Here is a 24,778-nt window from a genome sequence, read left to right on the forward strand (position 1 = left end):
CACTGAGTCGCCTCCCGTGAGGGGGGCGTGGATTGAAACGAGTCGCTCGATGGCGATGATCGTGCTGCACTGGTCGCCTCCCGTGAGGGGGGCGTGGATTGAAACGTGCGATCTTAGAGATCGTGCTCTAGTATGCAGCGCGTCGCCTCCCGTGAGGGGGGCGTGGATTGAAACAGGTGCTACAACTCACACGCACTCGTCAGTGACGTCGCCTCCCGTGAGGGGGGCGTGGATTGAAACACCTACTGGTGTACGGCATGCCGTTCCTGCACTGGTCGCCTCCCGTGAGGGGGGCGTGGATTGAAACAATCACGTCGCAGGATGATTCGGCGCTTATCGTGTCGCCTCCCGTGAGGGGGGCGTGGATTGAAACTCGTGGTTCGTGCTGTTTGGCGTACATTGTCAGGGTCGCCTCCCGTGAGGGGGGCGTGGATTGAAACACCTACTGGTGTACGGCATGCCGTTCCTGCACTGGTCGCCTCCCGTGAGGGGGGCGTGGATTGAAACGTTCGCCGAAAGGAACCGGCAAAACAGAGTGGTTGTCGCCTCCCGTGAGGGGGGGCGTGGATTGAAACTGGAACTAGCTCATCGACTCGCCGACGCGGCAGCGTCGCCTCCCGTGAGGGGGGCGTGGATTGAAACAACATGATGCGGAACTAGTAAAGGAGGCGTATGTCGTCGCCTCCCGTGAGGGGGGCGTGGATTGAAACTAAAGTGGATGAAGGGAGTACAAGGATGAACTTGTCGCCTCCCGTGAGGGGGGCGTGGATTGAAACCGGTCAAGGACTTCGCAAGTGCCGCGCTTCGCTAGTCGCCTCCCGTGAGGGGGGCGTGGATTGAAACCTGCGCGACCGACAGGGGCACAGACATCGTGCACGTCGCCTCCCGTGAGGGGGGCGTGGATTGAAACTTAGTGGGGTTATATGGGTTACCTAGCTCTTCTAGCGGTCGCCTCCCGTGAGGGGGGCGTGGATTGAAACCATAGTCAATCCCCCTCTTTTCAGCCCAAGCCTCGTCGCCTCCCGTGAGGGGGGCGTGGATTGAAACGATGTGCTGCGCACTCCGTCCGCGCTGCGCTATAGTCGCCTCCCGTGAGGGGGGCGTGGATTGAAACAACCGCTAGCAGCGCTTCTACGCTGTTGCAGTTGGTCGCCTCCCGTGAGGGGGGCGTGGATTGAAACTGCTGCGCGCTGCTGCGCGTATGCAGCACCACTGGTCGCCTCCCGTGAGGGGGGCGTGGATTGAAACGACAAACTCGACAACCCGCACACGCCCACCCATATGTCGCCTCCCGTGAGGGGGGCGTGGATTGAAACCTCATCAACACGATTCGGCGCGGATAGGAACTAGTCGCCTCCCGTGAGGGGGGCGTGGATTGAAACCGCCGAACTTGAATTCGTGCATCCCGCCCCACCCGGTCGCCTCCCGTGAGGGGGGCGTGGATTGAAACTTGCCGCGTCACAGCGCGCAGATGATGACGATTGTGTCGCCTCCCGTGAGGGGGGCGTGGATTGAAACTTCGGGTACATGAAAGCATTACTGGATGCGTTCAAGTCGCCTCCCGTGAGGGGGGCGTGGATTGAAACGGGCGCTACATCGTGAGATTATCTCACGTTGTGGGTCGCCTCCCGTGAGGGGGGTGTGGATTGAAACGGTCTTAGTTCCCGTCTGTGAAACCACTGACCCAGTCGCCTCCCGTGAGGGGGGCGTGGATTGAAACTCTTATTTATATGATGTGTTGTGACACCTCGCGTCGCCTCCCGTGAGGGGGGCGTGGATTGAAACCTCAAACCGCTTGCGGACCCCCGTCGCCCGCGCCCGTCGCCTCCCGTGAGGGGGGCGTGGATTGAAACGCGGTCTAGTGGATTGCGGAATCGGCCAAGCTGCTGTCGCCTCCCGTGAGGGGGGCGTGGATTGAAACTGTATGAGCGGGAGAGTCATACGCCCCGTGTACCTGTCGCCTCCCGTGAGGGGGGCGTGGATTGAAACACGACGACGGTGCGGCCGTTGCGCAGGGTACCGCGTCGCCTCCCGTGAGGGGGGCGTGGATTGAAACCTCACGCTATAATCGTGTGTGTACGATGGATGGGGTCGCCTCCCGTGAGGGGGGCGTGGATTGAAACGGTGCTCGGGAACGAACGTTTTGAAGTATTCTTCTGGTCGCCTCCTGTGAGGGGGGCGTGGATTGAAACTTCCCATGCAGCAAGGGCGTGCACGGCATCGAGCCGGTCGCCTCCCGTGAGGGGGGCGTGGATTGAAACGTCTATACGCAATACCGTTCCAACGGGATACGCGTCGCCTCCCGTGAGGGGGGCGTGGATTGAAACTACGAGGAAGAGGGCGGGGGAATTATTGTATATGTCGCCTCCCGTGAGGGGGGCGTGGATTGAAACTGGTAGGGGCACGGCAGCGCCATACTCCACGGGAGACTTGGATTTAAAAAAACACATCATGACGTAAAACTCTTTGCACTTTTGGGGTTGACACAAGGGGTCTAGCGCGTAAGCGTGCGTTATTTTGTCAAAAACGTGTTGACCGTTGCTATTATCCGTGCTAGAATAGGCGCGATTACCACAGAATCCTGATCGCTGTGAGATAGAAGTAAAAGGAAGGATAGGTCATGGCGGATCCCGAAAGCATCTTGCAGCTTGGCATTGAAGCCGTGCGTAAGGGGGAGAAGGATGAAGCGCGTAGGCTCTTCCGCCTGCTGACCCGTGAACACCCCGACAATGTACAGGGATGGCTCTGGCTCGCTGGTGTCGCGGCCGATCGTGAAGAGCGCCAGGCAGCGCTCGAACAAGTGTTGCGTCTCGATCCGAACAATGAGATGGCGTTGAAAGGGTTGCAGGCATTAGGGGTAATGCCAACATCAAGAGGCGCTGAATCGCCACAGCCCGGCCCGCTATCTCCGCCTCCTGCTCCGTCGACACCAGAGGCTGATGTACCCGCTAAGCCGTCACCTGCGCCTGCGTCAACTCTACCTGATTTCGATGAAGACGATCCATTTGCCCAGCTCGATGCTTTATCTGAAGCGATGGCTGCCGATAGTGGGCCGGTACGCCGCGATCCGACTGTTTCGCGCCCGGAAGAAGTTCCGGCCGGAGAACCGGAAGTCGCAGCAGCTACGTCGTCTCCGCCACGCTCCAGCCGCCCTGCCGAGTCATCACGCTCTAGCCGCCCTGCCGAGCCGCCGCGCTCCAGTCGCCCCAGTACCAGTTGGGCGCGTGGTAGTAGCAGTAGCAAGTCTACTCAAACCACGCGGTCGGCTCGCGGTGGTTTGTTCGGGAATCTTTTTCGCCGCTCGGGACCGCCAGCTCAGCGTGATAACGATTTGGAAGCTGAGACGGTACCGGCAAAGCGTGGGTTGACGCCGCTGACCGTCATTTTGCTGGCAGTGCTCCTGATCGCTTGTATCGGGTTCGGTTTTATTTTTCTCTCCCGTCGCGACCAGACGGCGACTGTTCCCCCTACACAGGCGACAGCTCAGGCAGCCACATCAATCGCTGCTACAACTGAGGCCTCTCTGGCGCCGACGACGCCACCGGTACCTGAGCCTGGGCCAACGGCAACCCCGGCGGTCGAGCCAACCCTAGAACCGACTCCCTCTGAGCCAACGCCAACACCACCACCGCCTGTACCTGATCCGGCACTGGCGAATCCGACCCTAGTTAGCCCGGGTACCGAGTTGACCAGTAATGGTTGGGCTTACGACTTTAATCAACCAACTTACGCTGCACCGATTATCGGGCCACTGAATGGAATTACTCCTAATAACGGTCGCTTTGTAGTGGTGCTGGTGTTCGTGCGCAATACGACCGGTCAAGACCAACCGCTACCACCTGATTTCTTTGTCCTGAAGGATGCTCAGGGTCGGGTTTGGACACCTCGCCTCGATGCGTCGGATGCTTACCTCATTCGCGGTGTGAATGCCGACCTGAGCCACAGTGAGGTGGTTCCCGCCGATGGTTTTGTGCGGAGTGTTGCCATTTTATTCGATGTAGCTCCCGATGCTACTGACTTAGTCTTCTTTGCCCGCAGCAATCCCGATCAGGGTTGGTTGGTCCTGAGTCGCGTTTGATCTGCGGTTGTTGCAGTGAATGTGGGTGACGAAGCAGCGATTGATCTGGAACTGTGGTTGACCCGCGGCGCGTTGGCAGCGCGCCGCGGTGATCTTGTGACGGCACGCCGCATTTTTCGAGCGTTATCACACCTGGCGCCTGCCGACCGTCGGGTTTGGATTGGCTTGGCGCGAGTAGCCGAGAGCGTTGCGGAACGTACTGAAGCGTTACAGCGTGCCGAATACGCTGTGGCAGCACCCCTACCCTTACCACCAACCCTGAGCCGTACAGCAGATGTTGCAACGACAACAGTATCCGCTACCCCATCTCACCCGCCAGAACCGATTGTCATCGTTGCTCAACCTGCCCCTCTGCACTACCGAAGCCGATGGTGGTTCGCACTTCTCATCATTCTACCCGGTCTGCTGGCAGTGTGGTGGTTGATGCGCGTGTCGGTTCCGGAAACAGCATCGGTTGCTTTACCAACTGTATCGGCAATAGGACCATTGCCTACTCCGCCGACAGATGGGGCGGTTGTCACTGTGCCTGCCATTACTCCTTCACCGCTGCCGCCAACCCCCTCACCCGTCCCCTCTCCTTTATTGGAGCCTGATACTCGCAACTTTGGTCAATTTGTCAGCTACGAAAACTGGCGCATTGCGCTCTTGCGACCGGAAGATGTGGTGATCGTCGATGGTGAATTGGGAACGATTCGTGCCAGTGGTCATGTGCTGATCGCGCTGATCGCGGTGAGTAATGAAGCGCCGGTAGAACGGGCACTTCCTGCCGATCTGTTTGCCGTTGAAGATGAGATGGGGCAACGCTATCGCCCCTTACCGAGTGCGTCAACGAACTACCTTGAGCAATTTGGGCGCGGGGTGTACGGTGATCTGGCCCTGGAAGATCGATTTACGCCGCAGAGTGGCCTACGAAGCGTACCGGTCTTGTTTGCATTGCCACGCAATCGGATACCATCGCGCTTATGGGTTGGCGATGATGCCTGGCTACTACGGTAGAGATGCCAGCCTAGCCGCGCACGGCAATACCGACGCGGACGAGCAGTTTGCAATCCCAGGTAGGCCGAGGATTGCAGAAAGTGGGTACCTGACGCTTAAGCAAATCTGTCACAAGCAGAAACTGAAAACGTTGCAACATCCTACCTTGCCCATTCGCCTAAAGCTGGTCCTGTCTCGAAAAAGATTGAGGGCAGCAGATCGAGTCGCCGACTGAGCCAAGGGACAAACGTCTGTACGATGTGGCGACGGATGGGCGAAGGTAATAACAAACTCATTAACGCTGCTGAAGGCAATGGACGACGCGACTGCTGATGCGCAACCTGAATCAATCGTGCTGCTAACTGTGCTTTCGCAAATACGATTTGTGGCGCTCGATTCCACTGATCGAGAAAACGCTTAAGCTCATCGAGTTCGAGCGGTGGAAAATCCGGTTGATTAGCCCAGTGCCTCTGATGCTCACGAATAGCTTGCTGCAACGCTGCTGCTTCATCGGTCAACGATGTCCGTTGCCGATTGAACGCCATCTGACCGAGTGGCAAGAAAAATGCACGTGTGCGCCAGGCAATGGTCAACGCATCGACCAGGTAGCTCAGACTATTGCAGATCATCCGGGCCAGCGGATCATCATCCGGCGCCAGGCGAGATATTTGTGCCAGTAGTTGTTGTGCATTTTGAACTGCTCTTGCTGACCGCTGAAGGATCGGCGGAGCATCTCGTAAGACCTCAGCGAGATACACCCACACCGGCAGCGCAGCCGTTGGCCGCATCCACCATACCCAGAGAAGCGGCGGTAGGACAAGACCTCTAACTCGCTTCATACCCGGTGCATGACCAAAATACCAGCCTTGCTCTAGCAAACGCTCCGATGATATATACGCATCAGCAACTGCTTCACCGAATTCAGGACGATAATGAGCTAGGCGCTGCGCAAACCAGCTCCGAACGAATGCTCTTCCATCATGCTCAGGATGGCTTGCTAGCATACCGGTTAACGCACTACTAGCTTCTGTCCAGATATTCCAGCCATCAGGACCAATTGATGCCTTTCCTCCTCCCCAGCCGCCGGTACTGTTCCACGCCCAGAGTCCAATACACGTTCGCGTAGCCTCGGCGCGGCGAATGGCTGCACTGTGCAGTTCGACCACACCGGCAGGAACCAGACCAAACAACTCATATTCACGCCGGTTTTGTACCTCGATAATCTGTCGCGGCCCAGGCAAGCCAATCGTTGGGTTCGGCGGTAACAGACGGAAGAAATCTGCCGGTGTGTGTTTGATGGAAACGAATAGATGTGGGCTGTGATAGCTGGCAAAGACAGCAGTATAACGTTCTGGTGACCAGAGCAGATCACCCACCTCGCCAATACCCAGCGTCCAGGTGCGCACAATCAATTGTCGATCAAACGCTGTACATACTGCCAGCAACGTGTCAATCAAACGTTGAACGGTCGCCACACTGTGATAGAGCAGATGACCGCTATACCCACCATGATCATGCGCGCCACCGGTTTCGCCGATCCGGATAATCACCCCAGACACCATCGGTAAAGCCGTAAACAGGTCAATCAGCGCATTGCGGTTTAGCTCGTACAACAACGGATTGTCAGCCGCTAGTCGTCCAACGACCTGCCGGAGTTCTGAAGTCAGCCATTGCATATCACTCGTCACGTAGACCTGCATTCCCCGTGTAGTAGCATCGACAAGCAATGGCATGATCTCCGTGCGATACGCCAGCGCACGTAAGCGATAAGGGCTATCAGGTTCGTAATACTGATGAGGTGCCTGATCAAAGGTTACCAGATGCGCCAGGTTATCGATTGCAATCCCGGTATAACCCTGATCTTGCACCAATGCCAGATAACGCCTGGCCCGCTCTACGCCTTGACGAAAGCGCGCTATATCAAGATACGGCGGGTCAGGTCTATCGAGTTGATGAAACGGAAACGAAGACCAGTTTCTCACCGGCGCAGACTGGTCAACGAACGGGCCATTGATGTCGGCAAGACGGAGCAAGAGTGTCATTGAAAGCACCCCATTCGTCACTATCGAGCATTTGTTAAGAGAATATTATATCTTGTTGAAGGAATCGTTCAATGAGGTTAAGATTAATTTACCAATAGAATTACCTTACCGAAGAGAAAAAAGGGGAGAGGAGTGAAGAGAGTGGGTGATAAATCAAATTATGTCAACTTATACGACCGAACCAATGCACTCATCGCGTGGTTAGTACGGGTGTGCGCCCATCGTGTATCTTCGGCGTCTGTAGCAAGGATGGGTTTCCAACCGTATTCTCGGTCTGTGTTCAAAGCACTGGTGGGCTTGTGTATCTTCGGCGTCTGTAGCAAGGATGGGTTTCCAACCCCGGACGCTCCTGTGCGCACCCGACGCATAGCCACGGTGCGCGCTCATACTTTCCCATCACTGCCGCAGGATAGGTAGCTATCTACCAGCCGAGAAGCCAACCCACAAGTGGGGAGCAGCGCTGAAACCTGCTTCTATTCACCAAATTGCCGTGAACGTGGTACCGGAATGTACTCAACCGATGGTCGCCGCTGTGCAGTCTGTGGGTAAAGTGCCATTATCTGATAGATCTCTTCCGGCATCGCGGTACTGATCGGCAAACCCAACTCACGCGCTTCGCTCACCGTTATCGGATAGTCATGCGTCCATACACCGCTGGCCAGCGTATGAGCCACTTCTTCAGCCCGCTCAACCGGCATTTTGTCACTCAGCAGCTCGCAGACCGTGCGCTTAACCTGACGGATCGCCTTTTCAGCAATATCGGCCATCATCAACGTTTCATCATCAATCTCGCTCAGAGGTTTACGTTCAAGAACACGCAAAATCGAGGCCGCCGGATGCTGACCCAACTGGGGATCAACCGGTCCCAAAACTGCATTTTCGTCCATCACGATTTCATCGGCGGCTAGCGCAATGAGCGTACCACCCGACATTGCATAGTGTGGGACAAAGACAGTTACCTTCGCCGAATGTCTGATCAGTGCACGTGCAATCTGCTCGGCAGCGAGTACCAGGCCACCAGGGGTATGCAGAATGAGGTCAATCGGAATATCGCGGTCGGTCATTTTAATCGCCCGCAGAACGGCCTCTGAGTCTTCGATATTGATATACCGTACCAATGGAAAACCGAGCAGACTCATCGTTTCCTGGCGATGGATCAGCGCAATGACCCGGCTCTTACGTTTGCGCTCTAACTGTTCAAGCAGTCGCTGGCGAGCGGCGTCGAGCATACGCTGGCGAAGCACTGGTTGCAGGGAGGAAATAATGAAAAAAAGCCACAATAATGAGAAAAAGTCCATATATTACTCCTCAACTCAACAAAGACTCACCAGGGATAATACTCATCAACGTAGTAGCGCCGCCAATAACGTCGTTGGCGGAAGAATGGCGCCAGGATTAAACCGGCCACAAAACCACCGATATGTGCCCACCAGGCCACACCACCCATCGCCTGGACGTTGACCATAATCGAGAAGAGACCGTTCGCTAGTTGCGAGAGAAACCAGAGCCCAAGATAGACGACGGCCGGCACCTCCACCAGCCATGGCAAAAAGAAAATAGGTACCAGTGTAATCACCCGTGAATGAGGAAAAAATAGCAGGTATGCAGCTAGTACACCGCTCAGCGCACCGCTGGCGCCGACGGTTGGAATCGGCGAGGTTGGATTAAACATAACATGGACAAGTGCTGCTGCAACGCCGCAAAGCAGGTAGAACAGAAAGTACCGTTGACTGCCCATCCGGTCTTCGACGTTGTCGCCAAAGATGTAGAGCGCCAACATATTGCTGAAGAGATGGAACCAGCCACCGTGCATGAACATCGAGGTAAAGATCGTGATCAGCTCTGCTGGATCGGTCGGATTCGCGAGGAACCGCGCCGGTACCAGGGCAAGTGCCGCAATCCATGCTTCGGTCAAACGATTATCACCCACCATCAAGAGAAAGACGACCACATTTGCCGCCAACAACGCCCAGTTCACTATCGGAAATGATCGTGAAGGGATAGTGTCTTTCAGTGGCAGCATAGCATTCCTTTCTTGAGTAGAAATGAGCACAGACGCATTCTACCATACCTTCTGGCGATAGTCGTAATGTGGCTTGGTTCGTATGGGAAGGGTTTTCAAAGCCTGATCAAAAACCCAGACTTCTATTCAGGTTCATTCCGTGCACATTGTACCATCACGTAAATGCTATTCGTGCACTATGCCTACGCTATCGTCACGTATAGGTTCGTCGCATGGTCATGCGCAGATACCGGTACCGGAGCGAGGTAGACGATAGGGGAGAAAAAAGTTCTTCCTTTACCCTCGATCCCATTGATACGGTTGGAGATTAGGACGGTATCGGAACAATGACTCTGCGTATCACGTCGGGTTGTATGCGCAGAATGCTAGCACGTCTCAGTGAGCGAACGTGATAATGTATGGGGAAAGAGCGGTGATTGACAAAGGCGGGTTCTCAGCTCGTTCGTAGCACACCGGGAGGCTTGCCTCTATCTGTTCTCCCAGTGTTCTGCGGCTGACCTACTGTCAATCGTCAGGCGCACCGGTAGGGCTACGGCGATGCTAAGCCCCGTATGTGATGCCGTCAACACCAGAATCAATTACCAGCGTATCTCATCAGGCCAGCTTCGGCGACTTCAGTGCGTTCCTGCCATAGCAGTTGCTGAAGTGCAAAGCTGGCGTGAAATTTATGTGATGGGTCTCATCTATCGTGCAGTGAGGATTAGCTTTTCGGATGGCTCTTGCGCAGTCTTCATCACCTCGAATAAGGGCAAGCGTAGTGTTTCAAAACCTCTGAAAGAAGGACGGCATTGTAGCTACAACCATCATAAAGATACAGAAAAATATAAACCCAAACACAATGCCGACTAGCAGTAGGGCGAAAGTTCGTTTAAAAAGAAAGACAACCATTGAGTCAAACCGCATATTAATATCTTCAACCTTTACCCGAGTTATCGATTGTGGGGATTGACGTAGCGCTTCCTGAAGTTGTGCAAATTGTTCGTTCAGTGAACGAAGTAATAGTAATTGCTCTTGTTGTGCTTGGTAAATATGATTCAGAAGTACAATCTGATCCTGCAACATATCCACCGGATTTTTTGGCGAGGGTCGTGATGGCTGTGATGTCATAGGTAGGTCTTCTCCAATTTGTCATCTTTCTTTGACTGAAAGTACTGCTAAGTATTCATGAGTCCACTACAAAAACTCACCACGGAGCACACAGAGCGTCTAAGATTTATGAATGAAAGGATAATTTTTGACCGTTGGGCGCATGGAAGAAAAATGTTCACAACCCTATGTTCAATAAATTATCTTTAGTCTCTGTGATCTCCGTGGTCTCTGTGGTGAGAAGATCACCTTTTTGCAGTGAAGTCATTCATCTATTTCCCACACGAGAAAGTTGGTGATACGTCTGAACCAGGCTATCCTACCGCCGAATCAGCCCAAAAGCCGACCAAATTGCCGGATGCAACCACTCCGGTTCGCGGAGGAGTGCCTGTTGGGTCTGGCGCAGCGCGGCTGTAACCTCTGGCTCGCCGGCCAATATCCGATAAAACCGTGTCATAAACTCAGCCGCCAGTTCGTCGTTGATCGGCCACAGACTGACCAATAAACGACGTGCACCGGCAATAAGAAATGCCGATTGGAACGCGATCAATGCCCCACCACTTTCCATTCCGTAAGCCGTGGTGCAGCCGTTGAGCGTAACCAGGTCAGTACCGGTCAGATTAAGACGGTAACATTCCTCGATGGTAAAGATGCGGTCGGCCAGGTGTAAGCCAGCAAAGATCGTAGGCTCATCATCGAAGACCGTATGGGCGCTGAGGTGAACAATTCGCGGTGGTGGTGTTTGCTGGTGCAGAGCATCAAGTGCGGCTGGATCGTCGATGTAGACCTGACAGTCTGGCAAAATATCGGCAATCGCTTTTATTTCTTTCTCGACAGCCTGCAATACCCCTCCAGCCGAGGCACCAATCGCGAGGGCTGGACCTGATGGGCCGGTAGGCGCCGGAATGGCAAGAAGCGAACCGGTCGGAATCTGCTCAATAGTATATCGCTCGATCAGATAGTTGCTACCATCCCAAAGGGCGGCGAACGGTGCCAAATGAAACGGTGGACAGGGAGCAATCAGGAGTTTCCCTTCACTGGGTAATCCTAGTAATGGTGCGATCAATGCCTGATAGAGTCGTTTGAGAAGTACCTGTACATCTCGGGTAAACACCTGGCCGCGCTGTTGCTGTTGCTCACGACTCAAGCGCAGGAAGCTCACGTTTTTTAGTTCTAACCGCTGTAACAATTCACTGATGTCACTTGCAAGACCCAAAGAGGTAACCGTGCAATTGCCATCACGAGTGACACAAAACGCATACAGTTCATCACCAAAACAGACATACTCGATGAGGCAATCGGCGTCGAACCGTGCCTGTACCGTCTGCCAACTATGAGCGGCAGGGAATGAACTATAATTACGTTGATTGAGGAGATCGCGCCGTGCGTGGTATGTCTCCTCTTCTAACTTCCGGAGCTGATCGCGAAGCGCTGCAATCTTTTCTACACTCTCGCCATGGCGTTGTTTCTGCTCCAGCTCCCACCGCAGCTTCGCAATCTGCTTATGCATGGATTCCAGCGCCGGATCGATCTGGACTTGCCCACCATGGCGTTGAATCAGATCGATCAGTGTACCTCCTTTCCACCGCCAGACGGTCTGCAAGGCGGCGTAGACCTGTTTGGTTTGTAGTTCAAGCTGCGCCAGCAACGGTAAAGCATCGTTGCGGCGGGCCTGAAACTCAGCGACAAGTTCGGCCACACTCAAATCGGCGCGCATAAGGTCATCGATCTGCGCTGCTTCGGCCAAATGCTGAATCGCCTGTTCAGGATGATCGGCCGCCAATCTGTTACCAAGTGCAACCAATGCTTCGCGCTGTAACCAGATATGTGAGATTTCACGACTCTGTTCGAGGGCTGTTGTAAATACGGTACGCGCCGTCTCATAATCACCCTGCATCTGGCGCAATTCCCCGACCAAGAGCAGATGGCGAATATTGAGCGGGAGCGGTGCATCGGCTTCCCATTCGCCGCTGAGCAGCGATTCTGCCTGCGCAACGTTGCCCGTTGTTAACGCAAATTGTGCCTGTTCAAGAATGGTTTCATTACGCCAGACAGGCAGATTCAATCGGGTGAACGTATGATACGCCTGCGTCAACATCGTCGGCAATTCAGGATCGGCTGGGTTCAAAGCCCGACGAACCGCGGCGCCTGCCAGAAGAGACTGCGCAGCATATTGTTCCAATTTTTCACTGACGAACATCTGGTATGCCCGATGATAGGTGTTGCGGGCTTCACGTAATGCGCCCAGTCGTCTAAGCAGATCGGCTTCATAGAGCAGAACGGAAGCCTCGTCCATTGTCACGTCCTGGGCGACAAATCCGTTACGGGCACGGCGAAAACATCGGAGAGCCTCCGCCAAATTACCCGTGATACTGTAATAGTCACCCAGATTTAAATCGATACGAGCGATAGTGAGGGAGGGTTTGGATGGAAACTGCTCCAGAGTGGTCCGTGCCGTCAGCAGTAAAGGTTCGCATTCGTTTAATTGTCCGGTTGCTGCCAGGGTGAAGGCTTGATTAACCTGAAGTTCAGCCCATTCCTCGTGCATACCGTGCTGTTGGGCCAGCGCACTCGCCTCGGCGTTGACAGTCAAGGCTTCTTGATACCGGCCAAGCTCGTAGAGCAGGAGTCCATAGTTCATCAAGAATATCACTCGATATCGTACAGGCCCATGATCGTGCTGAAGGAATTGGCGAGCTTGTTCAGCAAAAGTGAGCGCTTCCTCAAAACGACCAAGTGTGCTGTAGACGAAGATCAGATTACTTGAAATGCGGGCTATCGCTTCGGAGTCTGCGCTACGCTCGTAAATGGCCAGTGCTTCGCAATAACAACGGACAGCCTCTTCAGGTTGGCGGTATGCAGCCCAATTCCCTAGTGTCCAGAGGGCTAGCGCTCGTGCGGCCGAATCGCCAGGGAGCTGGTCGGCAACTTTTAGGGCTGCACGAGTGATCCGCTCTGCCAAGTCCGTTTCCGACTTAATCAGGTCATCACTTCGCCGTTTGAGCACTTCAATCAGTGCTAGCGATAGCGCCTCAGTATGGACAGCAAACCACATCGGCCATTCGGTCTCTGGCGTGCGCAAGAGTTCATCGGCGAGTTGTTCGACGTTCATTGCAGAAGCCTTTCTATTACCTGGAAGCGTTTGGCCGTCTGCCTGGGAACGCGGGCCGCTGGCCCGCATCCTGGTGTGAAAGCGTGGAACTTCCGATAGTAGTATTTCGCCATCGCAGAGAGGATGCGGTTAACGGTATTGATCGACCGCAACATGGATACTCTTCGTCACCCCCGCAGCGATAGTACCGACACCACATCGTCCGGATCCCAGCACCACTAACGCAGAGCACTATTACCAACAGCGGGATGTTTTCAGATAGGCTAATCTATACCGATCTTCAGCGAGCGGATTACAATCTCCTTTTCAGGTGTACAAACCGTTATGCGATAGGTTCCCGGCGCGAGATCGCGTAAGATAAAGGTTCCATCCTCTTCCAGCTCTGCCGTGATCGACTCCTCATCATCGCGCATTGCCAAAACCTGCTCGATTGGCTGATCAGGCGGTGAGCCATCGGGCATTCGCAATTCGCCAACAATCGTCCAGCGTGGGATACCCTGCGTGGTTCGTCGCGTGTTGAGGGTCAAAAGCACCTCAGAGGCTGCGTAGATAAGCGCCTGTCCTCGCAACTGCAAGGCCAGCGCCGGTTGCAAGATCGCCTCAACAATCTGTCGTACCCGTGTGAGGGGCGATGGTTCGATCAATGGAGTCTCGTCCATTATGCGGAGAAGTTCAAGCTCTTCCTGACAAAAGCGGCAGGTCTCGACATGGCGGTGAATAACCAGATGTTGGGTCGCTTCCAGTTCGCGATGATAATAGGCATGCAAGCTATCAACATCAGGGCAGTGCAACCGGTACAGACTTGCTTCAATCGCCGCTATTTCTGCCGCCAGGACCTGAGCCTTCCTGACACAGTCAGGATTAGCTTCAACTACTAGCCGTTGCTCTGCTGAGAGTAAGCCGGCTGCGTAGTTGAGCAATGTTTCTTCATCAAGGGTGCAGGGAGTATCCATATCCATAAGCCGCCCTCTCCTTGTTTCAGGATCTGTCTCTAGTTCTATTTTAAGGGACTCAGGTCCCTGCGGTTTTTGGCGGCGATGTTTATCTTCTTCTATCGCTGAACGACGATGATCAGATTGATCCGAGAGTCCCGCGATGTCGCGGATCACTGGATCGTTACGTAAACGACGGATCGCATTCTGCCTGATCTGATAGATTCGATCAACATTAGGGAAACGTTCCGGAAAAAGATTCAGAATCTCTTGTGGTGGATAGCCCCCTATACAGATACAATTAATAACAATCAACTCATCCTCAGACAGTACCTCCTTCAACCGCTGAGTAAGTGCGATACTTTTCTCGGGATCGGATGACCTACTTGAACGATCAGGAAGTTCTGTATTATCCGCCAGCCAGAGATACTCTTTAAGCTTTTTCTCTTTAAACTTTTTCCGCAGAAGACTATGCATCTCACGTTCAGCACACGTTTTTAGGTATTGCAAGAGCTTCCCTAGATCGTCGCCCTGCAAGAGATCGGCTTGACGAGTAACGCCTTTTCTCAACTTGAGCCAGGCGTTATCGGTAACTTCTGTTTTATCATTCTCGTCAATCAGATCGGAAAACCTCATACACACTCGTTGAATCCATTGCCGGAGAATCGGCTGAAAGATTTCGGTAATGTGAATCCAGGCATCTTGATACCCGGCAAAGGCTCTGCGAAAAAGTTCCATGCAACACGGTGATGATCGTTCACTAGACTCACTAAATGCCCGACGTTCACGGCCACAACAGCGGGCGAGGTCGGCTATAGGAAGATCTGAGGCTGGCATGTAATACCTCACAGTTAGAGTAACAATAAGCTATTGTTCCTACAGAAAATAGCCCTGGCAACACACAGACATGGTTGCATTCGGATTTAGTTCTGATTCCGGTTGTTTCGATTGTAGCATGAACGATGTACGACATTATTACCAGAAACGCTCGTACATCGCTCAATCAGTTGCTCGTCACATAACTTCACGTGCAGAACATGTACTCATCCCTCTCACAAGAAAAGCACATCTTGACCGACATGCTGTTGCCATTTTTGAACGCGGAAGGTGCTAAGATAGCAACAACACATACATAACTCAAAAACAGGAGTGGGTATGAACAAGGGTCGCGGATTATCACGAGCCGAGCGCTTGAACGAGATGAAGCGGCTATATGTGCAACGGGCTTTTAGCGACATCGAGATGGCCGAGCGACTTGGTATCGATCGCTCTACCGCCTATCGCGACCGCATTGCACTAGAACAGGAATATCCCTTCATTGAAGAAGAACCGGGTCGCTACCGCATTGATCGAACCCGGTTAATTTCAGAGGTTCGGCTTAATCCTTACGAGGCGCTCTTCCTGTACTTACCGGCCCGACGTATGCTGCGCCAGACCCATGTAGCTAACCTGCATGTCGTCCATGCAGTCGAGAAACTGGCTGCGTGTCTCCAACAGCCGATGACTGAGCGGCTCCTGCAACTGACAACTGCTGTGCTCAAGCAGCAAAAACAGCCACAACGGTTGAGCATTCTCGAACAGATCACGATGGCGTGGCTGAGGCAGAAGAAGGCGCGTATCACCTACCGTGCGTTGCGCGCCCGCCGACCACTTATTCATACGATTAGCCCGTACCTCATCGAGCCGGCGCTTTGGAGTGATAGCGTGTATGTGATTGCCTATAGTGATGTTGCACGTGACATTGTACCCTTCAAATTAGAGCGGATTGAAGATGTAGTAACAACGTTAGAGACCTTTGAAATTCCCGAAGATTTCGATGAACAACAACTGCTCCGCCATACCTGGGGTATTTGGTTCGGTGACGATGAACCGGTTACGGTGCGCTTGCGCTTCAAACCCGGCGAGGCTACACAACGGGTGAAAGAGACTATCTGGCATCCCTCACAACAGATTACCCTCTTGGAAGATGGCGGATGTGAATGGCAGGCTCAGGTTGCCGACTGGCGTGAGATGGTGCCCTGGGTGCGCGGTTGGGGAGCAGCAGTAGAGGTGCTCGAGCCGGTAGAGTTCCGCGAGACGCTGATAGGGGAATCACGAGCACTAGCCGAACGGTACGGTTGGCATGTATCATCTGCACCATCCACGACTGGCGAATCAACCACCTTGCGTGACTTTTTCGGAGGTTAGATCGATGCAACTATACCCTTACCAGCAACGGGTTAAAGACCTCATTCTGAACGGTACATCTGTTGTCTTACAGGCGCCAACTGGGTCTGGTAAAACACGGGCGGCTTTGGCGCCGTTTATTGAAGGATTTTTTGATCGGCCAGCCACCGCACCGCGCAAATGTGTTTACGTTACTCCGATGCGCGTCCTCGCGAATCAGTTTTATGCCGAATATCATCAGCTTGCCGCGAGCTATTACCGACGTCACGGCAAACCGCTCGATGTTCGGATTCAAACCGGTGAACAGCCGGACGATAGACGTTTTGATAGACGTTTTGATAGACGTTTTGAAGGGAATCTTATCTTCTGTACCGTTGATCAATTTCTCAGTAGCTATCTCATGATGCCCTACAGTCTGCCGTATCGGCTGGCGAATGTGAATGCCGGCGCATTTGCCGGTGCCTACCTGGTCTTCGATGAGTTTCATCTGTTTGATCCAGAAGCAGCGTTGCCGACAATTCTCTACGTTCTGCAACAGCTTAAAGGTCTGGCGCCGGTGATGTTAATGACGGCGACATTCAGCGGGGATATGCTGCAGGCGTTAGCTAATCTGCTCCATCCGGCTGAAATCGTAACCCTTTCCGTAGACGAGATAACTGCAATAAACACCCGTGGCAATAAGCCGGCCCGTCAGCGCGTCTGGCAGGTCGCCGATACGCCCCTACAGGCTGCGGCAGTGCTGGCTGCTCATCGCCACGCTTCAATGGTCATCTGTAACACGGTGCGGCGAGCGCGTGAGCTATATCTCGACCTGAAACAGCAAGCACCGGCAGGCACCGAGATTATTTTGCTGCACAGTCAATTTTTACCGTCGGATCGGCTCCGGATTGAAGAGAGGCTGCGGAAGCACCTTGGCATTGGCGCACCTCGTGAACAAGTCAATCTGATCATTGTTGCAACCCAGGTGGTTGAAGTTGGGGTCGATATTTCAGTTGAGATCCTCCACACCGAACTGGCGCCACCGGCTAGTCTGATCCAGCGGGCCGGTCGCTGTGCCCGCTATCCAGGTGAGACCGGCACGGTTATCGTGTATCCGGTTGACAAGTATATCCCTTATGCTTTCAAAAATGACGATCTGCTGAAACAAGAGATGGATTCGGCTCTTGCCTGGCTAAAGGAACGCCCAGGACAGGTTCTCGATTTTACCGATGAACAGGCGTTGGTGAATGCGGTCAGTACACCACGTGATCGGCAGGTCATCGGGAATATCCAGGCCGACCGGCAGAATCGACAGAGCAACATTCACCGTTGTCTGGACGGTTTTCGTGAAGGAGCTTCGCGATTGCTAGTACGCGATGTTGACAGTCGAACGCTGTTGATCCACCACGACCCAGACCAGTTGCTGGCTTCACCTTATGACGCCATTGGGCTAAACATTCCGCTCTATTCGTTGCGGAGTATGGTCAAAGAATGGTTACAACGACCGGTTACTGTACCATGGCGCGTGCGTCGGCTTGATGAAAGTGAGGCGGGTGATCGGTTAGAGAATAATCGGCCTCTCTACCGCTGGGTTGATGTCCGGGATGGTCGTGATCTGGAAGCAGCCGCACTGATCGTCGTTCATCCGGCGCTGGCCGGTTACTCAGAACAGGAAGGCTTCTTACCCAACGTCGGTCATTTGCCGTTTCTATCAACACTGCCACCTGCGACCACCTTAATTGATCGCACCACTTTTGGGTTGCGAGTCGAACCATACCGCGATCACATCCAACGAGTGCTGGAAGCCTTTAGAGAACTGGCGCTCCCCGAACTTTATTTTGCCGCCAATGCCCTCGAACGAGTCGCTGGTTGGCAGCGGGGAAGTGTGCTGTGTGCGGCCTGGCTAGCCTGCTTATTTCACGATGTCGGGAAACTCTCAGTTGGCTGGCAACAGTGGGCGCATGCTTATCAGCAGGCAATCGGGCAACCGATTGACCAAAAAGTTGCCCTGGCCCATACTACCTTCGACCGCCAGAATCCAATTCATGCGCAGGCGGAACAACAAGTGTCACAACACTATCAACGCCCACGTCATGCCGCCGAAGGTGCATTAGCAGTCGCACGCATGCTGGCCAAGGCGCTTCCTCATCAGGAACTTGTGAAAGCGACATTAACAGCGATTGCCCGACATCATGCGCCTTTTGTACAGGATTGTCAATCGTTTAAACTGGTAGATAATGCTAAAGATGTTATTAAAGATACGCTACAATTCCTTCCCAAAGATGTCACCTGTCATGCGAATCCAGATATGCTCTGGCAACAGGTAGATACCGGTCAAGTGAGCCAGTTTGCCGATCTGCTTACCAAACCGACCGACCGTTATGGTTGGATTGCCTACTCGTTACTAGCCCGTGCGCTCCGGCGAGCCGATCAGCGCGGGACTGAAATGGGCCATGCACAGGCGACGCCCTGAATGAATGATGGAGTGGTTATGAATTCGTCGATCTATCGCAGTGAGTATTATGTGGAAAAGCGTACCGCTACGTTTGCCGATAATCTGGTTGCGTTTGGTGTAGCTTACGTATTCAACGGGATTGCCGATGGTCGAGCACGGATTACGATTGAGGATTGTGGTCCATATTTTGCTGTCATCTGTGATCCGCCATTGCGTGAAGAATGGGTTGCCCACTGTCAGTTTTTTACCGGTGCTTTTTTACTCATCACCGTTGATCGCAAGAGTCAGCAAAAGTTGATCAAAGGTACTCAGATTGCGGTTGAAACGGTAGCGGCAATGCCAGGAGTTGCTCCTGATTACGAACAGGCCAAAAGCGATAACGAAACCTATTGGGCCTGGCGACGTAGTGTGGGCGATCAGTGGCAACAGCTTCAACCACCGGTCGAACCCCACCCCGATTGGGAACTCTTTCGGGCAATCAATCCGGCCGCATTGCAAGCCGCTAACAGTGCGGCGGCTGAATGGTTTCAGGGGCAGGTCGCATTTCCAGAGCTACTGAAAACGGTACTGATCTACGCCAGCGCGTTTCCGAATAAAGAAGAGGATGCGGCAAAACATTGGGCAGCGGTATGTAAACGCCATGGGCTGAAACACTCGAAACAGCTCAGCGCCTCTCAATTAATCAATCCAACCCAGGGCAAGGGAACGACCAATAGTAAAGCGATCTTTGCGAAGCCCGGCAATCTCAGTAACTTCTGGCTTACCGAATACCTGAAGTGGGTTGGATTGCGCTGGGCCGGCTTCACCCGTCTGATCAAGGATAGCAAGGATCGGAAAATCTATGTCCTAGCGCCCAATCGGCTCGACTGGGAACATCACCTGGGTATCCGCGAGCAATTTCGGCGCTTGATGATCGGAACCGGCGGCGCAATTCAGCTCGACATCCTGGCGGCGTTGCGTTATGCGAAAGCAGTCCTGAGCTACGCCGAAGTCAGTCGTGATCAGAGCCTACTGGCTCAGGTGTTCGGCACACACCAAGGTGTTAATAGGCTGGTGTATGGACTTGATAGCGCTTACTACAAGAATCTCGGTCAGTCGGCGGCAGTCATGAACATTGCCCGCATTGGCATACCGTCTTGGATCCAACCACAAACGCAGAATGATATTCCGCGCTATCAGGCAGTGATTGACGAACACCTGCGGATTGTGCGCAATCTCGATGAAAAACGTGGTGAGGAATATGAATTGCTCCGCAGCTACCGTGATTTCCTTTCCACCAATGAACTTGCTACCTTACTGGCATTTACCGATGCGTATTCTGGCTTTGTTATTCAACGCGATAAGCTCGCCCCTCAGTTTACAGTTCATTCTCTGGAGGTTATTATGAGTTCGATTGCCCCACCCTTGAGCGAGATCACCAAATCACGAGGCTTTCGTAATCTGGCCTACGCCATTCGCATGGCAACCGTTGAAGCCCATCGTCGCAACCTGAAGCGTAATCAGGATAAATACGATGTGTCGTATGAAGTACGGTATGGGCTTGGGCAGGAACTGTTGCGTAAATCAGCGTATCCCAACGAGTTTATTGTCGCTCTGAGCGAGTTTATTCACGATTACAATGCGGAAAATGCCCGCATGCGAGAACGCCTGGAACGTCAGGGTAATCCACAACCACGCGGCGCACGCAGTGACGTTTCGATCCAGGATATTGATGAGTTGCTGGCCTTAATGGATGAGTATCGCGATCCGCAGATGATTGCCAGTCTGTTAGTGGCGTATGGCTATGCCAGTACGTACCAGCGTGATGAAACTTATACGCCTGAGCGTGATACTGACGAGGCAAACGATCAGGATGCTGGTAGCACTGAGGAATCGGAAGAGGAATAGTCACATGTGTATAGCCGAGGAGACATTAGTATGAAGCCTGTGTTCAGTCTGTCAATTGCTGCTCGTGCCGTCTTGAACCTCCACTCGTTGAATAACGAGGGTGGTGAGGGGAATCAGATTCAAACGCGGATGGTTAACGTCTTTGCCGATGGTCGTCTGCACAGCGTGAATGCAATTAGCGGCGACATGTTCAAACATATTCAGTCGGAACACCTGCATCGATTGGCGGTGCAGGCTGGCCTACCCCTTTCAATCGGTGCACGGCTGTTTAATGCCAATCGCATTAACTACGATCTCGACATCGACAAAGAGTTTCTCAACCAACTGAAGGGGGCCAAGAGTAATGCGGCTGAGCTTGACCTCATTCTGCAGCGCTGTGCGGTAACCGATATGGCAGGAGCGTTGATTACCGCCGAAAACCGCTCGTTGCCGCGCAAGAGTGTCGTCGAGTTTGGTTGGGTCGTCGGTGTTCCAGGGAGTGTTAAGACCGACTCATACTTCCATGTCAAATTTGAGAGTGAGCGTGGAGGTGGTAGCGCTGGCGTTGATGAGTCTGGTTCGATCACCGGAAAACAAACTCCCTTCCATCGTCCAGCATCATCGGGTGTCTATGCAATTGTGGTACAGGTTGAGGCAGCACGGGTTGGCTTCAACGATATTTCGCAACGCTACGCCATTGATGCCGAACAACGGCAGAAGCGTTTACGCGCCTTGCTCGAGAGTGTGCTCTACACCTTCATCGAGCCTGCCGGTGCGATGCGGACGGCGCAAAATCCGCACATTCTTGACGTCAGTGGTGTGATCTCGGTCAGCTCGAATGTTCTTCCGGCGCCCTGCATCTCGCCATTGAAAGACGATTTTGTTGCCGATGTTCAGCGTGTTGCTAGCAGTCTGAACGAACTCCATCCAGGGGCAATTGAGCTGTTTTCATTCGCTTCGCTCGGTGAATTCGCCGAACAGATGAGTCGCCTTATTCAGGAAGCTGAACCGTTTACTCTGCCAGTGGTGCAGGGAGAGTAGCTTATGTGGTTAATTGCTGAATACGAAGCTGTCTCACTCTTCTCGTTGCGTCCGAGTGCCACGACTGCTTCTGGCGGGAAAACGCTGCTGGCGCCCTCGCCTTTTGCGATCAAGGTAGCGATCTTCGATGCCTTGTGTCGGCTCCAACCGTTAAGTACGGTGCAGCGCTACTGGCCTGATATTGCCCGCTTGGAAGTAGCATTACGACCGGCAGCGCATGCAGTTGTCTCGAACGTCTTTCAGCGCGTTCTCCGTCCTAGCCGTAGCAACGCTCAGCCCAATGATCCTGATTTTGAAGGCTTTTTCCAACGGACAATCGGGTATCGTGAGTACGTTCATCTGGTTGGTGCCTTTGCGATTGGGTTGGGCTGGGAAGGTACAGCGCAACGTGATTGGTTATCTACCGCGTTGATCAATATCACCTATCTCGGCAAACGGGGCGGTTTTGTTCAACTGCTACAGGCACCCGAATACCAGGAAGTCTTACCGCCAGACTTTATTTCGCTCACTCAACCTGGTATGAATTTCCCGCTTGACGGAACTCTCCAGGTCTTAGATGATTGTGATGATAAAGTAAGCTTTGAGAAGGTAAACGTTTACGATCAGGCAAAAAAGTTATCGAAAGATGACCGTCAGCCGCGACATGTCGTGTTGCCCTATCGGTTAAGGCGGTCCTCAAAATCGTTCTCGTGGTACGAACGGATCTAACAACACCTCGTGGGTAATAAACGGAGGGGCACGATGCAACGTGCCCCTCCCACGTCATCCTCCGCTGTCATCCCCCCAACGCATCCAACACTGCTGCTAGCTCGGCAGGGCGTGGTGGGGTAAAGACAACCGATAAAGGTGCTGCCCAGTTCCAGCGAATGATCCCGCTGGCATCAATGACAAAGGCACCGGGTAAGGGCACTCCCATTGCCGATCCCATTCCATAGCGATAGAACACTTCCCATTCGGGGTCGCTCAGAATCGGATAAGGAGCACGTAACACCTCGGCTACATAACTGGTCATTTCGAGATCAGTACTGCTAACAACTAACAGATGGGCATTGCGCTGGACGAACAGCTCATAATGCTCCCGCAACGCATCCAGTTGCGGCGCGCAGTGCGGTCAGAAGAAGCGGTCACTGACAATCCGGGTGAGGTTGAGTACAACCGGTCGACCTCGCAGCGCGCTGAGGGTAATCGTGCGGCCATACTCAACCCGATCCTCCGGTGGCCCGCTTATGAACTGTGCATACGGTAGAGTAAAATCGGGCGCCTCACTGCCAACTGGCGGTACGTTGGCCGGGCCGCGCGGTCTAATGAATTCTTGCCGCCATTTGGCCGTCATAGGAATGAAGGGTCTTGCCATAATACCTCCGCAGGAAAAGAAACACTTCTTTATGTAGTATACCCCGATTTCCAGGAGATTGAAGACAGGAGATAGCAAATAGCCAGGGTGAAAATCCCTCTTTCACTCGCTGGCAGAAGCGGAATGAGGCCAGATGGTTGGTGAGGAGGTCTAACTCCCCACTTCCTCAAAATCATAATTCCTTTCAAAATCCCACTTGCAATTTCGGAAAGGTGTGTTATAGTAAGCAGGTAAGTCAACGTCGTGTGCTGCAAGACCGGTATCAGAGAACTCTCGTGAATTTGGTCGATCGGCAATGCTTCATCGCTCGAAGCAAGTACGTTGTCGATCGCCGGAGCGACCAATCGATCCAACAAGATCGATGGCGGCAGTACGAGAGGTCTGTGATAGCCGGTTTTTGATATGCCATGACGGTATGTCAAACCAAGTTTCTGTGGAGTATGTGCAATGTTGGTAAAACTGTTCGTCGGGAATTTGCCGTGGAATGTGGGCGATGCTGAGCTGGGTTCGATCTTCGAGCCGCATGGTGAAGTGCAGAGTGCACGGGTCATTAATGACCGTGATACCGGTCGCTCGCGTGGCTTTGGCTTTGTTGAAATTGAAACCAATAACGTCGCCGCTGTCATCCGCGCAACCGACGGTCTTGAGGTGGGTGGACGAAATCTGAGGGTAAACGAGGCGGAAGATAAGCCACGTAACGCTCCTCGTGGTGGTTTTGGTCGCCGTTATTAATCTATAGCGGAACAATAAGCTGAGAGCTGGGGGCTGGTTCTAAATCGGCCCCCAGCTTTTTTTGTATCTCCTCTTTATCTTTCCACTGCTGAGAAAGGATGAAAATCGCTTCATTTCTCAGAGCTTGATCAAAAACCCGAATTTCTCATGAGGCTCGTACCGTGCATCTGCGACATTGCGTTTGAGAGCCAACGTCCTTTGCCTCCATCCGCTTCGCGTTCTCTCTGCTGCGCAGGCAACCCCAGGCGATGCGCGGGACGGACGGAGTTCACCTCGCTACTCGTTCCTCCTTCCTCTCCTCATGTGGGAGAGGAAGGAGGCCAGGGGGAAGGTGAGAGAGACCGAAATCGTCATCTCCCTGCGGTGTGACGACGGTCGGTATTACCAGCTCTCCGTGACTATCGTCGTGAATACCTGTAGGGGCGAGGCGTTGCCTCGCATTTCCTTGTGAATCGTCTTCCATCCATCGCCGAGGTGCATCCGTTGCGAGAGGATGACAGATGATTCGGATAGGCTTTAAATTGACTGCTTCAGTCGCTCAACGAGTTCGATGTAGCGGCTCATTGCCTCGGTTGCTGTTACGCCTTTAAGTTTAGCCCATGCATCGTACTTTAACCGTCCGGTCATATCGAGCACACCTGGCCGACTACCCTGCACATCACCAACCGTCGCCTGTTTGTAGAGCGCATACAGTTGTAAAAGGGTTTCGTTGTCGGGACGACGCGGTAATTGCTGCACCTCTTGCGCCGCACGCTCAAAAGCCGCCTGCAGATCACTCATTGCCGGTTCTCCTTACGTTCACACGGATCGTGTTCGTATATCGTACCATAATTTACGAGACGTTTAACGCAATGTGTCAGAACTTGTCTGGAAATCCTCCTACCCAGTGTCCACGTTCTGAGAGGCTGATCGAAAACCCAGCTTTCTCATTGGGCAC

Annotated in this window: 16 protein-coding genes and 2 CRISPR repeat arrays (1 of these 18 only partly in view); of the genes, 8 read left to right on the forward strand and 8 right to left on the reverse strand. The window is 53.4% G+C overall.

Translation table 11 applies throughout. The features are described from left to right. Positions 1-508: a CRISPR direct-repeat array (repeat unit 33 nt; unit sequence GTCGCCTCCCGTGAGGGGGGCGTGGATTGAAAC); it begins 1,736 nt to the left of the window's first position. A gap of 101 nt (positions 509-609) precedes the next feature. After that, positions 610-2,393: direct repeats of the CRISPR family, unit length 33 nt; unit sequence GTCGCCTCCCGTGAGGGGGGCGTGGATTGAAAC. A gap of 227 nt (positions 2,394-2,620) precedes the next feature. Next, a complete protein-coding gene (locus QTO31_RS09080) occupies positions 2,621-4,078 on the forward strand; it encodes a tetratricopeptide repeat protein (RefSeq protein WP_301428842.1) in 1,458 nt (485 codons plus the stop codon). A 21-nt stretch (positions 4,079-4,099) separates the two neighbouring features. Then, complete coding sequence (locus QTO31_RS09085) at positions 4,100-5,074, forward strand: tetratricopeptide repeat protein (protein ID WP_301428843.1); 975 nt, start codon at positions 4,100-4,102, stop codon at positions 5,072-5,074. A 140-nt stretch (positions 5,075-5,214) separates the two neighbouring features. Here QTO31_RS09085 and QTO31_RS09090 read toward each other — a convergent pair whose 3' ends face one another. From QTO31_RS09090 to QTO31_RS09115, 6 genes are all read right to left on the reverse strand, one after another. After that, positions 5,215-7,095: a hypothetical protein gene (locus QTO31_RS09090; protein ID WP_301428844.1), complete on the reverse strand. Its 1,881-nt coding sequence runs from the start codon at positions 7,093-7,095 to the stop codon at positions 5,215-5,217. Positions 7,096-7,568: 473 nt separating this feature from the next. After that, entirely contained in the window at positions 7,569-8,393 is an 825-nt protein-coding gene (locus QTO31_RS09095) for an SDH family Clp fold serine proteinase (RefSeq protein ID WP_031460802.1), read from the reverse strand. Between the two features lie 26 nt (positions 8,394-8,419). Next, positions 8,420-9,118, reverse strand: coding sequence for a rhomboid family intramembrane serine protease (locus QTO31_RS09100; protein ID WP_301428845.1), 699 nt, complete (start codon positions 9,116-9,118; stop codon positions 8,420-8,422). Between the two features lie 762 nt (positions 9,119-9,880). Continuing rightward, a complete protein-coding gene (locus QTO31_RS09105) occupies positions 9,881-10,225 on the reverse strand; it encodes a hypothetical protein (RefSeq protein ID WP_301428846.1) in 345 nt (114 codons plus the stop codon). A gap of 298 nt (positions 10,226-10,523) precedes the next feature. Then, on the reverse strand, positions 10,524-13,316 hold the full coding sequence (locus tag QTO31_RS09110; RefSeq protein ID WP_031460799.1) for a CHAT domain-containing tetratricopeptide repeat protein: 2,793 nt from the start codon (positions 13,314-13,316) through the stop codon (positions 10,524-10,526). A 263-nt stretch (positions 13,317-13,579) separates the two neighbouring features. Continuing rightward, a complete protein-coding gene (locus QTO31_RS09115) occupies positions 13,580-15,085 on the reverse strand; it encodes a carboxypeptidase-like regulatory domain-containing protein (RefSeq protein ID WP_301428847.1) in 1,506 nt (501 codons plus the stop codon). 318 nt (positions 15,086-15,403) lie between these two features. Here QTO31_RS09115 and QTO31_RS09120 point away from each other — a divergent pair, with 318 nt between their 5' ends. The 5 genes from QTO31_RS09120 to QTO31_RS09140 are packed head-to-tail and all read left to right on the forward strand — an operon-like array spanning position 15,404 to position 22,463. Continuing rightward, positions 15,404-16,435: a helix-turn-helix transcriptional regulator gene (locus QTO31_RS09120; protein WP_031460428.1), complete on the forward strand. Its 1,032-nt coding sequence runs from the start codon at positions 15,404-15,406 to the stop codon at positions 16,433-16,435. Positions 16,436-16,439: 4 nt separating this feature from the next. Beyond that, positions 16,440-18,866: a CRISPR-associated helicase Cas3' gene (gene cas3, locus QTO31_RS09125; RefSeq protein WP_301428848.1), complete on the forward strand. Its 2,427-nt coding sequence runs from the start codon at positions 16,440-16,442 to the stop codon at positions 18,864-18,866. Between the two features lie 18 nt (positions 18,867-18,884). Further along, the gene (locus QTO31_RS09130) at positions 18,885-20,735 is read left to right on the forward strand and encodes a hypothetical protein (RefSeq protein WP_301428849.1); all 1,851 of its coding nucleotides are present in this window, start codon (positions 18,885-18,887) and stop codon (positions 20,733-20,735) included. A gap of 30 nt (positions 20,736-20,765) precedes the next feature. After that, positions 20,766-21,755 carry a DevR family CRISPR-associated autoregulator gene (locus tag QTO31_RS09135; protein ID WP_301428850.1) on the forward strand — a complete coding sequence of 330 codons (990 nt, stop codon included), beginning with the start codon at positions 20,766-20,768 and terminating at the stop codon, positions 21,753-21,755. A 3-nt stretch (positions 21,756-21,758) separates the two neighbouring features. Then, on the forward strand, positions 21,759-22,463 hold the full coding sequence (locus tag QTO31_RS09140; RefSeq protein WP_301428851.1) for a hypothetical protein: 705 nt from the start codon (positions 21,759-21,761) through the stop codon (positions 22,461-22,463). A gap of 67 nt (positions 22,464-22,530) precedes the next feature. Here the strand turns inward: QTO31_RS09140 and QTO31_RS09145 are convergent, their stop codons facing one another. Next, positions 22,531-23,109, reverse strand: coding sequence for a peroxiredoxin family protein (locus QTO31_RS09145; RefSeq protein ID WP_301428852.1), 579 nt, complete (start codon positions 23,107-23,109; stop codon positions 22,531-22,533). A 447-nt stretch (positions 23,110-23,556) separates the two neighbouring features. On the opposite strand from QTO31_RS09145, the gene QTO31_RS09150 reads away from it, so the two are divergent. Then, a complete protein-coding gene (locus tag QTO31_RS09150; RefSeq protein ID WP_012255974.1) occupies positions 23,557-23,841 on the forward strand; it encodes an RNA recognition motif domain-containing protein in 285 nt (94 codons plus the stop codon). A 516-nt stretch (positions 23,842-24,357) separates the two neighbouring features. Here the strand turns inward: QTO31_RS09150 and QTO31_RS09155 are convergent. Then, positions 24,358-24,621 carry an acyl-CoA-binding protein gene (locus tag QTO31_RS09155; RefSeq protein ID WP_031460423.1) on the reverse strand — a complete coding sequence of 88 codons (264 nt, stop codon included), beginning with the start codon at positions 24,619-24,621 and terminating at the stop codon, positions 24,358-24,360. Positions 24,622-24,778: the final 157 nt, after the last annotated feature.

The sequence above is a fragment of the Chloroflexus sp. MS-CIW-1 genome (assembly GCF_030444705.1).
In the GTDB taxonomy this organism is placed as follows: Bacteria; Chloroflexota; Chloroflexia; order Chloroflexales; family Chloroflexaceae; genus Chloroflexus.